The sequence below is a fragment of the Puia sp. genome, assembly GCF_036500295.1.
Classification (GTDB): domain Bacteria; phylum Bacteroidota; class Bacteroidia; order Chitinophagales; family Chitinophagaceae; genus Puia.
In genome coordinates this window covers 95,147-110,019 of record NZ_DASYCH010000003.1, presented here as the reverse complement: position 1 = coordinate 110,019, position 14,873 = coordinate 95,147, and the positions used below count along the sequence as shown (strand labels likewise).

13 protein-coding genes are annotated in these 14,873 nt (G+C 54.4%); 6 read left to right on the top strand and 7 right to left on the bottom strand.

What is annotated here, in order from left to right:
• Positions 1-8 precede the first annotated feature (8 nt).
• The 4 genes from VGM48_RS01230 to VGM48_RS01215 form a co-directional block, all read right to left on the bottom strand.
• Positions 9-1,418: a TolC family protein gene (locus VGM48_RS01230; protein ID WP_331575776.1), complete on the bottom strand. Its 1,410-nt coding sequence runs from the start codon at positions 1,416-1,418 to the stop codon at positions 9-11.
• A gap of 12 nt (positions 1,419-1,430) precedes the next feature.
• Positions 1,431-2,759 carry a HAMP domain-containing sensor histidine kinase gene (locus tag VGM48_RS01225; protein WP_331575774.1) on the bottom strand — a complete coding sequence of 443 codons (1,329 nt, stop codon included), beginning with the start codon at positions 2,757-2,759 and terminating at the stop codon, positions 1,431-1,433.
• A complete protein-coding gene (locus VGM48_RS01220) occupies positions 2,756-3,442 on the bottom strand; it encodes a response regulator transcription factor (RefSeq protein WP_331575772.1) in 687 nt (228 codons plus the stop codon). The genes VGM48_RS01225 and VGM48_RS01220 overlap by 4 nt, the downstream gene beginning before the upstream one ends.
• 97 nt (positions 3,443-3,539) lie before the next feature.
• Positions 3,540-5,396 (bottom strand): ABC transporter ATP-binding protein, encoded by a 1,857-nt coding sequence (locus tag VGM48_RS01215; RefSeq protein WP_331575770.1) that lies wholly within the window; start codon positions 5,394-5,396, stop codon positions 3,540-3,542.
• 36 nt (positions 5,397-5,432) lie between these two features.
• Between VGM48_RS01215 and VGM48_RS01210 the strand changes: the two genes are divergently transcribed.
• The 3 genes from VGM48_RS01210 to VGM48_RS01200 are packed head-to-tail and all read left to right on the top strand — an operon-like array spanning position 5,433 to position 8,630.
• A complete protein-coding gene (locus VGM48_RS01210) occupies positions 5,433-6,257 on the top strand; it encodes a cupin domain-containing protein (protein WP_331575768.1) in 825 nt (274 codons plus the stop codon).
• Between the two features lie 31 nt (positions 6,258-6,288).
• Positions 6,289-7,743: a hypothetical protein gene (locus VGM48_RS01205; protein ID WP_331575766.1), complete on the top strand. Its 1,455-nt coding sequence runs from the start codon at positions 6,289-6,291 to the stop codon at positions 7,741-7,743.
• Between the two features lie 23 nt (positions 7,744-7,766).
• A complete protein-coding gene (locus VGM48_RS01200) occupies positions 7,767-8,630 on the top strand; it encodes an AraC family transcriptional regulator (RefSeq protein ID WP_331575764.1) in 864 nt (287 codons plus the stop codon).
• A gap of 19 nt (positions 8,631-8,649) precedes the next feature.
• Here the strand turns inward: VGM48_RS01200 and VGM48_RS01195 are convergent, their stop codons facing one another.
• Positions 8,650-9,462, bottom strand: a complete 813-nt coding sequence (locus tag VGM48_RS01195) for a M48 family metallopeptidase (protein WP_331575762.1) — start codon at positions 9,460-9,462, stop codon at positions 8,650-8,652.
• A gap of 134 nt (positions 9,463-9,596) precedes the next feature.
• On the opposite strand from VGM48_RS01195, the gene VGM48_RS01190 reads away from it, so the two are divergent.
• Entirely contained in the window at positions 9,597-10,805 is a 1,209-nt protein-coding gene (locus tag VGM48_RS01190; RefSeq protein WP_331575760.1) for a DUF2130 domain-containing protein, read from the top strand.
• Between the two features lie 58 nt (positions 10,806-10,863).
• Here VGM48_RS01190 and VGM48_RS01185 read toward each other — a convergent pair whose 3' ends face one another.
• Positions 10,864-11,529 (bottom strand): 4'-phosphopantetheinyl transferase family protein, encoded by a 666-nt coding sequence (locus VGM48_RS01185; RefSeq protein ID WP_331575758.1) that lies wholly within the window; start codon positions 11,527-11,529, stop codon positions 10,864-10,866.
• Positions 11,530-11,577: 48 nt separating this feature from the next.
• On the opposite strand from VGM48_RS01185, the gene dcd reads away from it, so the two are divergent.
• Complete coding sequence (dcd, locus tag VGM48_RS01180; protein ID WP_331575756.1) at positions 11,578-12,114, top strand: dCTP deaminase; 537 nt, start codon at positions 11,578-11,580, stop codon at positions 12,112-12,114.
• A gap of 6 nt (positions 12,115-12,120) precedes the next feature.
• On the opposite strand, the gene VGM48_RS01175 is transcribed toward dcd, so the two are convergent.
• Positions 12,121-13,203, bottom strand: coding sequence for a DUF3810 domain-containing protein (locus VGM48_RS01175; RefSeq protein ID WP_331575754.1), 1,083 nt, complete (start codon positions 13,201-13,203; stop codon positions 12,121-12,123).
• Between the two features lie 26 nt (positions 13,204-13,229).
• On the opposite strand from VGM48_RS01175, the gene VGM48_RS01170 reads away from it, so the two are divergent.
• A complete protein-coding gene (locus VGM48_RS01170; RefSeq protein WP_331575752.1) occupies positions 13,230-14,870 on the top strand; it encodes an acyl-CoA carboxylase subunit beta in 1,641 nt (546 codons plus the stop codon).
• The last annotated feature ends 3 nt before the right edge of the window (positions 14,871-14,873 follow it).

Here is a 14,873-nt window from a genome sequence, read left to right as displayed (position 1 = left end):
TGATGCGATTAAAATTCGTTGATGAATAATGCAAAATCCCCGGTGCTCGCCGCCTTGAACAACAGCGCCTGCCAGACATTGGTGTCGATGACGTCCTGCTGGGTCTCGGCCTGATTCAAAACAAAGGCGGCCGTCGTCACGTCGACGATGGTAGCCAATCCATTCTTGTATAAGGTCTCTTTCTGCACATAGGCATCCGACGCCGCCTTTACCTGGATAGGCGCTTCGTTATAGTTCGCAAGCGCATTCTTTATCCGGCTTTCGGCCAGTACGGTCTGCGCCTGTAATTCCTGGCTGATCAACCCATACTCTTCCTGCAAACCCGCGGAAGTATATTTCTGCGCTACGATCTGCTGATGGACCCGGATCGGCGTGGTCAGATTCCAGAAGACCCCGATCCCAACCAGGTAGTTGGCGGTGCCAAAGGATACCCCCTTGAGATAGTTTTGCGTATACCCATTTGGGTTGGCAGGCCCGTAGTTGTAGCCGAAACCCGAACCCCGGTCCTGGCCGATGGCAAAAAGCGAGAAGGTCGGATACTGCAGCGTCCTCAGGAATTTGGCCTGTTCGTCGCTGACGCTGACCCGGTCCTGGAAGAACTTCAACAAGGGATGCTCCTTGAGCGGCTGCGCCGGCGAATGGGTAAGGGATCCCGGGACCCTGTCGACAAACGCGGAGTCCAGTGAGAAATTATTCGAGTCGGGGGCAGTCACCTGCATCAGCTGGGCCAGCGCATTGGCCTGCTCCTGCTCGGCTTCAATGGCATTGGTCAGCGCGATCCGGGCGCTGGACACCTCCGCATTGGCGAGTGAGGAGTCGACCCCCGGATTGAGCCCGCTCTTGGCCCTGGCAGTAGCCACCGTCTGAAAGGCAATGGCCCTGTCAAGGTTATTCTGCTGGGAAATGATCAGCTTTTGCGCGGCGATCAGTTGCAGATAAACCGCCGAGACCCGGATACCCTGCTGAAAACGCTCCTGGCCGAGATCGCTCAGATCCCGGTCGAGTGCGCGCTGGGCGACCATCGTCCGTTCCTTGTATTTACCAAACTGGAAGAAGTCCCAGTTGACATTAGTAAGATAAAGCGCGCCAAAAGCCGCGTTCCAGTTCTGGGTGGCGAACATAGGTCCCGACGAGGAGACCCCGGGCGCCTTGCCAGGCGCTGCCGGACCGTAGGCTGACGCCACCGTTCCATAGTCTTGCTGAATGCCGAAATTGATATCGGGAAGGTACTCCCGCTTTGCTTCCTTTACATTGGCCTGCGAGGCTTTGACATAATTGGCTTTTGCACGAATGGTTCCATAATTATTGAGAGCATTCTGCACCGCCTGTCTCATCGTCAACACCTGCGCGCTCGTCCGTCCGGTCGCAAGGGTGCACGCAAGCACCCAGATAAAGCCGAAAACTGGCTGTTTTGACATTTACTATTCTTCTTAAGAATGTAAAGGGACCAAAACATTTTGAAGCAATTTTGAAGCAGGGACCCGGGAGAGGAAACTGATGGCCACCCCATGCCGCCCCTCGGAGTATTCATAAACAATATCAAAACCGCTCAGTTCGCATATCTGGCGGACAATGGCAAGGCCGATCCCGATGGAATCACTGCCCGCATTACCTTTTTTAAACCGTTCGAATAATTCTGCCGTTGGGACCCGCGGCTCCCGGCCGCTATTGACCAGGACAAGCCCTTCCCGGCTAAGATCCACCCGGATAAAGCCCGTCCCGCCAACGGGCGGCACATTGTGCCTGATCGCATTGCTGATCAGGTTGGTGATCAGCAGATCGGCCAACGCCAGATGCAGGGGAACATATACACCTTTTTCAATATGCACGTCGAGCCGCAGCGACTTCATCTGGATAAGTTCGTCAAGGCTGTTGAGCGTTTCCCGGACCAGGTTGCTCATGGATACCGGCTCCTTCGCCTCGTATTCCTTATTCTCCAATTTTGTCAGTAGCGTCAGCGAACTATGGATCCGCGACAGTCGCTCCAGCGCGTTCTGCATTTCTGCGATCAGCACGGCCTGCTCATCCCGGATATCTGATTCCATCAACAGGTCGAGCTTTCCCCGGATGATCGCCGTAGGCGTCTGTAACTCATGCGAGGCGTTCTCCGTAAATTCCTTTAGCGACTGATAGTCTTCCTGCGCTTTTTCCGTCATCTTCCGCAGGAATTGGTTCAATTCCGTGAACTCCGAGGTCCGCGTCTGCGCCAACCGGATGGGTTCTTTCTGTTTTAGGTCAAAAGCCTGGATCACCCGCATCGTCCGCTTAAAGGGCGCCAGAATGTATTTGGATATCAGCCCACCCATGATGACAACCAGCACCAGCAGCACCAGCAATATCCACTTAAAGGAATCGACGACGCCGGGCAGCAGCTGATAAAAAGAAGGAATAAAGGAATAAGTCGTCACCCGGTATTGTACACCTTCGATCAGATAGAACGAGGTGACCATAAGCCTGAACTCGTCCCGCTGAAACTCGGGATTCCAGTCGACCCCCCGGGTATAATACGAACTGACGCCGGCAGGCACGGAGTCGGCCGGGATGACCGTCACCGTTGCTCTTTTCCGCGTAGGATGATCCCGGTAATCGCCGCCCTGACGGATCTGACCGGCGATAATATCGTTCAGCCGCTGATGCCGCACCACTTCCACCGTGCTGATCTTCCACTGGATCTCGTAGTAGACGATAGCGCCACCGATAAGCAGCACCAACAGCATGATGCCGAAATACCAAAGCGTGAATTTTGTCGTTAGCCTCACTCCTGTTTGTGTGAATTGAATTTGTACCCCAGCCCATATACCGTACTGATATAATCCGTCCCACCCGCATTGCTGATCTTGCGCCGCAGGTTCTTGACGTGCTGGTATACAAAATCAAAATTAGCCAAATTATCCGTGTAGTCGCCCCAAAGGTGCGCGGCAATGGCCTGACGGGAAAGGACCCGGTTTTTATTGACGATAAAATAGAGCAGCAGATCGAACTCTTTTGGGGTCGTATCCAGCAGTTGCTGGTTGATCCGCGCCTCAAAGGTGTCGGTATTAAGGCTGATCTCGTTGAATTCCACGATACTGGCGCCGCCCAGGTTCTTCCGGCGATACACGGCGCGGATCCGGGCATGCAGTTCGGCCAGATGAAAAGGCTTCGTAATATAGTCGTCCGCACCCTTCTCCAGACCGATGATCTTGTCATCCAGCGCATTCTTGGCCGAGATGATCAACACATTGCTTTCTTTGTGCTCGCTGCGGATAAGATTCAACAGCCCGATACCGCTGCCGTCGGGCAGCCCGATATCCAGCAGGATACAATCATATTGGAAAAGGGTCAGCTTCTCCCGGGCGTCCTCCACCGTCTCACAGGACTCGCAGATATATCCCTCCCTGCCGAGGTAATCCCGGATATTACGAGCCAATTCCTGGTTGTCCTCGATAATGAGCACTTTCATCGTCGCAAAACTCGGATTTAATTTTGAAGCAACCTTGAAGCCTCCCGCCGGCCGCAGGCCCGCGGATTCGCTGGTCCATCGCCGCGATCTTGCAGCCCTACCGGTACCCCTGCGCCTGCAAATGAAACAACTCCGCATACCGTCCACCCATTTCGAGCAATTCCGCATGACTGCCCACCTCCAGCAGTTCGCCTTTGTCGAGCACCAGGATGCGATCGGCCATTCGTACCGTGCTGAACCGGTGTGAGATCAACACGGCCGTTCGCCCCTTTGTCAATTCAGAAAATCGCTGGAACACCTCAAATTCGGCCCTGGCATCAAGCGCAGCCGTAGGCTCGTCGAGGATCAGCAGCTGCGCATCCCGCATATACGCTCTTGCCAGCGCAACTTTCTGCCACTCTCCCCCCGACAGCTCGACGCCCTGGCGAAATCGCCGCCCCAGTTCCTGGTCATAGCGGTTCGGCAACCGGTCCGCCAGCAGGTTCGCGAGGCTTTGTTCCGCCGCTGCCTCGATCAGCGTCCGGTCGTCCTTGTTAAGGATATTGCCCACGGCGATGTTCTGCGCCATCGTCATCTGGTAACGCAGATAGTCCTGGAAGATGACCCCGACATTACGTCTCACTTCCTCGGGATCATACTCCCGCAGATCGATGCCATCGAGCAGTATCCGGCCTTCGGTGGGATCGTACAGCCGGGTCAGCAGCTTGATCAGCGTGGTCTTGCCCGCGCCATTCTCACCCACCAGCGCAAGCCGCTCACCGGGCCGGAGCGTAAAATTCAGATGACGGTTGGCCCAGCGTTCGGAGTACAGGTACCGGAAACCGACATCCTCAAAACGAAATCCCTCGCGTATCGGTTGGGGAAAAGGCCGCGGCTGGGCAATCCTGACGATCCGGGGTTTGATCTCAAAGAATTCAAAGAGGTCCTGCAGATAGATCGCACCCTGCGAAACACTGGTGAAGCGGGACAGGATGCCTTCCAATAAAGATCGCAGCTGCCGGAAAGAACCGGCTAGAAAAGTCAGATCGCCGATCGACAGTCTTCCATTTACGGCCTTTAAGATGATATAGACATAGGCGCCATAATAACCCACGCTCCCCAGCAGGGCAAACAGCACACCCCAGGCGCTTCGCCGTACCGCCAGGTCTCGCGCATCCTCGTAAAACTTATCCGAAAGGCCTTTGAACCGGTCTATAAGAAAACGCGAAAGGCTGAAGAGCTTTACCTCCTTTGCCGTTTCGTCGCTGGCGCCCAGATAGCGGAGATAGTCCAGCTCCCGGCGCTCCGCCGTCTGCGCCCGCATCAGCGCATAACTCCGGTCGTTGAAATGCGATTCGCCCAAAAACGCCGGCACCACGGCGATCAGCAGCAGCAAGATAAGCCAGGGATTGAAAGCCATCAGGCCCACAGCCAAAAATGCCATGCTGATCAGGTCCTGCACCTGACCAAGCACCTGGGAAAGCAGAACCGTCCGGCCATTGGTCTGTTGCCTCGCCCGTTCCAGCTTGTCATAGAAGCTGGTGTCCTCGAACTGCTCGAGATCGAGCATAGCGGCATGCTCCATGATACGGACCGAAGTAAAATTGGCAAAGCGTTCGCCCAGTAAACTATCCATCAGCATGACCACCCTCATCAAACCATCCGAAAGAAGGGCAAGCCCGAATTCCAGCGCAACCAGCTGCCACAGATGGGAAAGCCCCGCCGGCCCATGCGCCGCAGTTCCAACGTCGCCAATGCGCAGTAACCTGACCACTTCGTCGATGATCAGCTTGCCGATATACAGCGTGGAAACCGGGATCGCCGACCGCGCAATCCGCACAACCACATTGAATAGCATGATCCGCGGACTCGTCTCCCAAACGAGCGCAAAAAAACGCGGCAGGTTGCGAAGCGCGTTGATCCGTTGCTTCCAGGTCAGTGGAGCCTCGGAAAGCGGGGTTCTTGCTTTATTCATATTTTGGGTCTATCCATAAATTTGTAAATTAACATAATGAAACCAATATTGTTGTCCCTTATCCTCGTTGTCCCGGCATTGTTTCCCGCCTCTCAGGCAACCGCACAGATCAGTATCGGCGATACCGTCACGACCCAGACCGGTGCCCCGGACACCCTTACTGCCGGAGTAGCCGAATGGGACAAAGCAAAGCCCCATCCGACAAAATACGGAGAAACCCGCGATCTGCTGACAGGGGTAACCAGGGATCTCTCCTGGCTGGATATCCACGCCTATCTCCTGGCTGCCGGCAAATCGTTCTCCCCCGCGGCAAACGAGGCAGCGGATCATCTGCTTATCGTCCGCGAAGGGAGTCTCACCGTGACCATCGGATCTGCACATAAAGTACTGGGCCCCGGGGGCATCGCGCTGTTTTCCGCCGGCGAGGATCCGTCGATCCTCAACACCGGCACCGCCAACGCCACCTGTTACCTGCTGTCCTTCCGGGCAAAAGGCGGCATCGACAAGGACCGGGCAAAACAGGCGGGTCCGCCGGTATTGCTGGACTGGCCCGAGCTGACCATGAAAAAGACCGACAAAGGAGAAAGCCGCCCCATCTTCAGCCGCCCCGTAGCCTGGCTCCACAAGATCGATATGCATGCGACAACTCTCGAGGCCGGCCAGATCAGCCACCCCCAGCATGTCCACCGCAACGAAGAGATCATCCTGATGCGCAGCGGCCATGTGCGGATGCATATCGCCGACGGCTACCAAAAAGCGGCGGCCGGCGATCTCGTCTTCCTGCCCTCCGGCGTCCCCCATAACCTGGAAAATGGCGATACTGGCCGGTGCGAGTATTTTGCCCTGCAATGGGAGCAATAATAATATTAGGGTACCGGACGTTCTAATAGGCATGAAAAACCTCTGTATCCTGCTTCTTCTCCTATCCGCAACCCCTGCCTTTTCTCAGAAAAGCGCCGCATCGCCAAAACAAAAATGGCAGATTTATAAAATCGCATATACCAGCGACTCCACCGGCGTTGCCCTTCTCGACTATAACGAGAAACGCTCAGGGATCGTCTTTCTAAGTCAGGATGGTTCCATCCAAAAAGAACTGCCGTTGCCTGGAGAGGTTTGGGAACTAGCCCAGTGGAGAGGCAAAGTCCTGGCCTTCTATTGCGACACTTGGGGGAAAGGTTGGACCGTGAAAAAAAATATCCATGCGTTGCTTATAGATCCGGGGACGAAAGCGATCGTCGGGGACCAACTTATTTATAATAACGAAAGCGGAAATATGCTGGATTGTACGGTCAATTGCGACCACCAGGGCAATTTTCACTTTTTCCTCGTTCGCACAACGGGTCAAAAAGGCGACGTTGGCAATGAAAAAAGCTGGAAGGAGTACAATAGATTGCGGAATACCGTTGCCCTGTCGGCCGTGTATTTCTCGGACTCTTTCAAGCCGGTCGTCGTGCCATTGACCGGAGCAGCCATCGGAGCCGATATCTATCTCGGCAATTATTCCAACAAAGCAGGCGAGATCGGTATCGTCAGCTTTACCAAAGGGGTAATTACGGCGGAAAAATTCGGCCGCGACGGCAAACTGCAAAAGACAGTGACCTGTCCTTTCGAGTACAGTTCCGACTATTGGGATTATGATAACAGCATCCGGGGAATGTTCAGTCCAAACGACAAGGACGCCCTGGTCTTCTCCGTGGCCAATCCTGACGATCGATCCCGCCACAGGAATATCGGCTCGTTTGTTTTTGACTTTGCCTCGGGACAGACCAAAACCCTTGAATCCGTTCAGTTGAACAAAGACTACTTCCGATCGTTCAAAAACAATCCGGACCTGGAAAAAACAAAGCATTTTAAGGAGGTAGAGGCATTCAGACCCGCCGGCATCTTTTTTATAGGCGACACCCTTGTCGTGACCAAAGAGATCCGATACGAAGAAATAGTCCCACCACCGAGCCCGGTAACGATCTGGCATGGCAACGGCGCGATCATGTCTTTCTATGATAAGCAGTACCAGTTGCTCCACCAGGTTTTCCTCGATAAACGTTACGAAGCTTTCATGAACCTGGGACGTGGTCTTACATATCATATCCGCGATGGTAAGATCTATGCCTATGCCAATATCCTGGCAGGTATCGGGCGACTCGGCAACGTTTGCTTTGTGGTAAATCCCAAATCCTATACAGTAGAAACAAAAACCCCTGATTGGGGCGATGTAACAACAAGCGCGCCGACACTTATCGAGGATATGTTCTGGTTTCGCGACAAACTTTTGGAAGACCGCACTACCGAACATTATATGTTCGGTGCTCACATCGGCAGCTATCTCGTAACGGCAGCTTATCCCTAAAGAGTGGTATCTTTAGGATAGCCATGAAGCCGAAATTATTAAAAGTACCCCGGACGCCCGAGCACTCCTTTAGCGTGCGGGAAGACAGGGACCCGTTCATCAACAACCGCTGGCATTACCATGCCGAAGTGGAGCTGATCATTTTTCACAAGGGCAGCGGCACCCAGTTCGTCGGCGACCATATCAAACGCTTTCAACCCGGCGATATCATTTTGGTTGGTTCCAATCTTCCACATTACTGGCGCTATGACGATATCCACTTCAACGCGGAAGGGACCGTCCATTCCACCGTCATTCATTTCTCCGAGAACTTCTGGGGCGACGCCTTCCTCTCCCTACCCGAAACAAAGCCGATCCGCAGCCTCCTCGAAAAAGCGCGTCGCGGCATCCTCGTAAGCGCCCGCGATGAAGAAAAAGTGCCTGCCCTCGTCCACAAGATCCATTCGGCGGAAGGCATTGGCCGGATCATCGCACTCATCGAGTGTCTTTCCCTCTTCGCCACATCCGATCACCTGCAGCTGCTTTCCTCCATCGGCTTCCGCCCCGACTACTCCGAGTCCGAGAACGACCGGATAAACGCCATCTATGACTACACCTTCCGACATTTCACCGGCAAGATCTACCTCGGCGAGGTGGCATCCGTCGCCGGTCTCGTACCCAATTCCTTTTGCCGCTATTTCAAATCCCGCACGGGCAAGACCTATACCCAGTTCCTGACCGAGATCCGCATCGGCCACGCCTGCAAACTGCTTCTCGACAATCACATCAGCATAAAACAGCTCTGCTACGAGAGCGGATTCAATAACTTCACCTGCTTCCACAGGAATTTTCGCCTGATCACCGGCAAAAGCCCGCAATCCTATCAGAAAGAGCATGGTATCCACTAGACTCCCGGCCCCATCGCCGTTACCGCTTCGCCTGATCGTAATACTTCACCGCCTCCGGCATCAACCCTTCCAGCTTCCTGATCCGGTCCGCATCCGCCGGGTGATCGCTTAACAATATCGGTGGCTTCTCACCCCCAAGAGCCGCCATGCGCTTCCAGAAAGGAATAGCCTCGCGCGGATCGTAACCCGCCATCGCCGCGAAGATCAACCCATAGTGATCGGCCTCATATTCGAATTTGCGGGAATAAGGCAACAGCACGCCTATCTGCGCGGTAGGGGCATACACCCGATTGAAGACATTTACCGTGGCGGGATCGCCGCTCAGCGCGACATTCCCGACGACCTGAATGCCCTGCGCCAGCAGTTGATTGCTCATCCTCTCCCGGCCATGCCCCGCCACCGCATGGGTGATCTCATGCCCCAACACGATCGCCAGGGCCGTTTCATTCTGGGTAACAGCCAGCAAACCGGTGTAAACGACCACCTTTCCGCCGGGCATGCACCAGGCGTTGATCTCCTTGCTCTCTACAAGGTTGAATTCCCAGGTATACCCTTTCAGCGCATCGGGTGCGTTGTGTTCGTTGTAATACTTTGTAATGGCATCCGCGATCCGCTTCCCTACTCTTTTCACCATAAGGGCATTGGCATCCGTAGCGGAAGCGACTTTGCTGGTGGTGAGAAATTTCTTGTATTCCGTAAGGGCCATGCCCTGAACCTGGCTTTCCGAAACGAGAGATAACTGTTTTCGCCCCGTGACCGGGTTGCGGGCGCAGGAAGAGGCGGTCAATAGCAATACGCCGGCCAGCGCTGCCGTAAGTAGGTGTTTGTTCATGACGATTAGCTTTTGATCCAATGCAAAGCTACAAATTGGCCATAAACCGCAGCATCCCCTCAAATTGTATATTTGCAAGGGCGGACCACAGGTTCGCCGGCCGAAGGCCCATCATTAGCCGATAAAATTCATCCATGCCGACCGAAATAAAATGCCCCAACTGTAACCATGTATTCCCGATGGAGGAAGCCATGGCAGAAGAATATAAAAAAGACCTCCGCGACAAGATGCAAACCTTTGTCAAGGACAAGGAGAAGGAATTCCAGAAAAAACAGGATGAATTCGTCCGCCGCGAACAGGAACTCCGCACCTCGCTGGAAACAAATCTGCGCAAATCCATCAGCACCGACTTCGAAAACAAACTCCGGATGCTGGAGACCGCCAACAGGGACAACGAAGAAAAGCTAAAAGCCTCACGCCAGAAAGAATTACAGTTCCTCAAAAAAGAACAGGAACTGGCCAACAGAGAGGCCGAACTGGAACTATCCGTGCAACGCCGGCTCCAGGACGAACGGATCAAACTCTCAAAAGAGATCCGGGAACTCGAAGAGCAACGGGTCGCCACCAAAGAGACGGAATTCCAGCTGCGGTTGAAAGAACTCGAGAAACAACTCGAAGATCAGAAAAAGCTCGCCGAAGAGATGAGACGAAAAGCCGAACAGGGATCGATGCAGCTACAGGGTGAAGTGCAGGAACTGGCCCTCGAAGAACTCTTGCGGTCGCGTTTTCCCTTCGACGAGATCGGTCCCGTCGCCAAGGGCGCAAAAGGCGCGGACTGCATCCAGACGGTCCGCAACAACTTCGGCCAGGAATGCGGTAAGATCATCTATGAAAGCAAGCGGACCCAGTCTTTTTCCCAGGACTGGGTGGAAAAACTGAAAGCCGACATGCGGAGCCAGGGCGCGATGATCGCCGTCATCGTCACCCAGACGATGCCAAAAGATCTCGAACGGTTCGGCGAGGTCAACGGCGTATGGGTATGCACCTTTGCCGAAGTAAAAGCCCTGTCCCATGTGCTGCGAGACGGGCTGATCCGCGTCTACAATGCCTCCAAATCCCAGGAGAACAAAGGCGATAAGATGCACCTGCTGTATGATTATCTCACCAGCACCGAGTTCAGCGAACAGTGGAAGGCCATCCGCGAAGGTTTTCTGTCCATGAAACAGTCCATCCAGAAAGAACGGGATATGATGGAACGCCTCTGGAAAGCCCGGGAAAAACAGCTGGAAAAAGTGCTCCTGAATGCGGCGCATGTCCGCGGTTCGATAGAAGGTATCGCCGGAAAGGACGCCATCGATGTCCAGCTACTGGAAGACACCGATGACGAACTTCTGCCGGACTAAGAACTTCTTACCCCTTATAAAGGAATTTCTTGGAGGCCTTACCCATCAGGGCAATTGGTCAGGTCAATACCCATGCAAGGGTAAGCGACTGCTCTTCGAAGATCCTTCCCTCCACCACTAAATGTATCTTCCTGGACTTCTCGAAGACAAAAGGCAGCTTGATCCAATCGCCTTCGAGGTTGAGGCTGCCCTCCAGCTTCATATGCCTGCGAAAGTCCAGTTCTCCCCGGCCATGCCATTTGAAGATCGCTTCTTTGGCGTTCCAGATCAACGTCAGGAATTCCTGGAAGACCCGTCCCCGCAGCCCCCATTGTTCGAGAAACTGCGCATAGTCCTCGTTGAAGAAATGAATTTCATCGTCATCCAGGAATTTTGGCGCCAGGCGTTCGATCCGGGGTGTGATCAACTCGATATCCACCCCTACCTTGCTGTTGGAGCTGACGATCGCCGCGGCATAATTCCCGCAATGCGAGATGGAAAAATGATACCGGTCGCCGGCAAGAAAGGGCTGCCGGGTATCGGCAATGCGGATCTCTTCCACCGGAAAATCGGGCAGCAGATAGGACAGCAGATACCGGCCCGCCAGGTGCTGCAGACGTTTAAAGGGGTGCGAAACATCCTTCTTTAAAGGGACTTTCTCGAGAAAAAAGGATTCCGGCTCTTCAATATGCCAAATCCCTAACTTTGTGGCTTGGTTGATATTATGTTGATAAAACAGGGGCATCTATAAAATTATATTCACATATTCGCAACAAACATAACCAATTTCAACATGATCCTATCCGATACTCGTATTCTTGAAGAGATAGAAAAAGGGACGATAAAGATCAACCCTTATGACCGCGACTGCCTGGGAAGCAATTCCTATGATGTACACCTGGGCAAATGGCTCGCCACCTACCGGGATCATATCCTCGACGCCAAAAAACACAACGAGATCGAGTATTTCGAGATCCCGGAAGAGGGATTTGTGTTGTATCCACATGTCTTTTACCTGGGTGTTACCCTCGAATATACCGAGACCCATGCACATGTCCCCTTCCTCGAAGGAAAGTCTTCCACCGGACGCCTGGGTATCGACATCCACGCCACGGCCGGAAAAGGGGATGTCGGCTTCTGCGGAAACTGGACCCTCGAGATCTCGGTCAAACAACCCGTCAAGGTCTATAAGGGTATGCCCGTAGGGCAGTTGATCTATTTTCCCGTGGACGGCGAGATCCTGGTAAAATACAACCAGAAGAAGAATGCCAAATACAATGGTCAGCCCGACAAACCCATCGAGAGCATGATGTGGAAGAATGCCTTTTAGATTGTTTTAGAGTTTGTCCCAGCCCACCTTCCCGGCATAGGCGATAAGCCAGGCCGTTACCTCGCTGTAAGTGACGATTCCCCTCGGTTGGCGGTTGGCTCGCAGATACCCGCCATACAACTGCCAGACCCGGGTTTCGAAGGGATTGGCATATTTCCGGGAAAAGGCCTTCAGGTCACGGTAGTCCTGGCGGATCGCCGGATGCAGGCGCCTGACCTGCGCTCTTACAAAGGAAGAGTCCCGGGAATACATCTCCGCCGTCGCATACATCCAGAGATCGAAATACGCGGAATACCGGAAGGCCGCATCGGGCGAGGACCTCGCCGACAGATAACCCGCAAAATTCGCCTCGTTCTCCCGGGCATAACCCAACTGGTGCCCCATCTCGTGACAGGTGGTATAAGGCTGCGTAAACCCCGGCTGACAGGTATTCACCTGCGCTTCACCGGTAAAGGGGTTGTAATAGCCGCTATAGCCGATATACAAACCGATATAGCTAAAAAGAGAGGCTTTGACGGAAGAAAACGGATAACGGAACCGGTCGTCGGTTAAAGCCAGGCTGTCATAGGCCGCGGTCGCGCGGGTGAACAGATAGCCGTGACGGTCCAATTGGTGTCTGTCGGTGCGGGCGAGGCTGTCCAGTTCGTTCAGCCTGTCGATCAGCGTCAGGGTCAGTGATTTCAGTTCGGCAGTCGTGTAGGGATGCACTTTCAGCTGCAACTGATACGCAATGCCTTTCCGGTCATAGTTGAGCCCCCAAAGCCCGTTGAACAGCACATAGACCCAAAGGCAAACAAAGATCGTGCGGCGGACAAAAGAAAGGATCCAGGGCCACCCGGCCTCTCGCCGGACGAAACTGCGGATGGCGCGGACCAACGCGATCAGCAGCCAGATGCCCGCCGCAAGGTAGAGCAGATCGCCAACGCTGAACGGCACCCAGCCAAAAAGTATGCGTTGCCCCCGGGACAAGACCGGATAAACACCCGTAGAATACCATCGCTCCACGGCGGCCGGGAAAAAGGAAAATAGCTTGATGCCGGCCGCAAGCGCTACCAGGCATATCCATGTTATTTTACGTCGGCCGGACATACCGCTAAAATATTCTAAATTTGGCTATGAACGCGGAAACTCTGGATTTTAACAAGAACGAAGACGCGATGCGCCAGGCCCTTAGCCAGCTGAAACACCGATTGGAGAAAATAGCGCTGGGCGGAGGTAAGAAAGCCATAGAAAAACAAAAAGAAAAAAACAAACTCACCCCACGGGAACGTATCCGCTACCTGCTGGACGAAGGCTCCTCCTTCATCGAGTTGGGCGCTTTCGCCGGTTACGAGATGTACGAAGAGCAGGGTGGCTGTCCCGCCGGTGGCACCGTCGCCGGCATCGGCTATGTAAGCAACCGCCAATGCATCGTTCTCGCCAACGACCAGACGGTAAAGGCGGGCGCGTGGTTCCCCATCACCGGAAAAAAGAACCTCCGCCTGCAGGAGATCGCGATGGAAAACCATCTGCCGGTGATCTACCTCGTGGACAGCGCCGGTGTCTTCCTGCCCATGCAGGATGAGATATTCCCCGATAAAGAACATTTTGGCCGCATCTTCCGCAACAATGCCCGGATGAGCGCGATGGGCATCACCCAGATCGCCGCCGTGTTCGGTCCCTGCGTGGCCGGTGGCGCCTACCTGCCGATCATGAGCGACGAAACACTGATGGTCGAGGACGCCGGCAGCATCTTCCTCGCCGGCCCCTATCTTGTAAAGGCAGCCATCGGCGAGGACATCGACGCGGAAACCCTGGGCGGTGCCGTTACCCACACCTCCATCTCGGGCATCGCCGACTATAAATTCAAGACCGAACAGGAATGTCTCGACCAGGTAAAGCAGATATTCTCCCGGCTCGGCCATCCTGCCGGCAATCCGATATTCAATCGCATAAAACCCATAGCGCCAAAACATCCCGCCGGAGAGCTCTACGGCATTCTCCCCTCGGATGCGACAAAGCCCTATGATATGGTCGATATCATCACCCGCATCGTGGACGAAAACAGCTTCGAACCGTTTAAGGAAGACTATGGCAAGACCATCCTCTGCGGCTATGCCCGCATCGAAGGCTGGGCCGTCGGTATCGTCGCCAACCAGCGGAAGATCGTCAAAAATAAAAAAGGGGAATTGCAGATGGGCGGCGTCATCTATAACGACAGCGCCGACAAAGCGGCCCGCTTCATCATGAACTGCAATCAGAAGAAGATCCCACTGGTCTTCCTTCAGGATGTCACGGGGTTTATGGTGGGCTCGCGGAGCGAACATGCCGGGATCATCAAGGATGGCGCGAAGATGGTCAACGCCGTCGCGAATTCCGTCGTCCCCAAGATCACGATCATCATCGGCAACTCCTATGGCGCGGGCAACTACGCCATGTGCGGCAAGGCCTACGACCCGCGATTCATCTACGCCTGGCCTACCGCCCGCATCGCCGTGATGGGTGGCGACCAGGCCGCAAAAACCCTGCTGCAGATCCAGGTCGGCGCCCTGAAAGCAAAAGGCCAGGAGATCGATCCGGCGGCAGAGAAGAAGTTGCTGGACGAGATCAAGGGCCGGTATGACCGCCAGGCCTCGCCCTATTATGCAGCCGCACGCCTATGGGTGGACGCGATCATCGACCCCGCCGACACCCGCCGCGTCATCGCCGAAGGACTCTACGCAGCCTCCCACAACCGCGAGATCGCCGATTTCAGGACCGGCGTCTTCCAGGTCTGACAT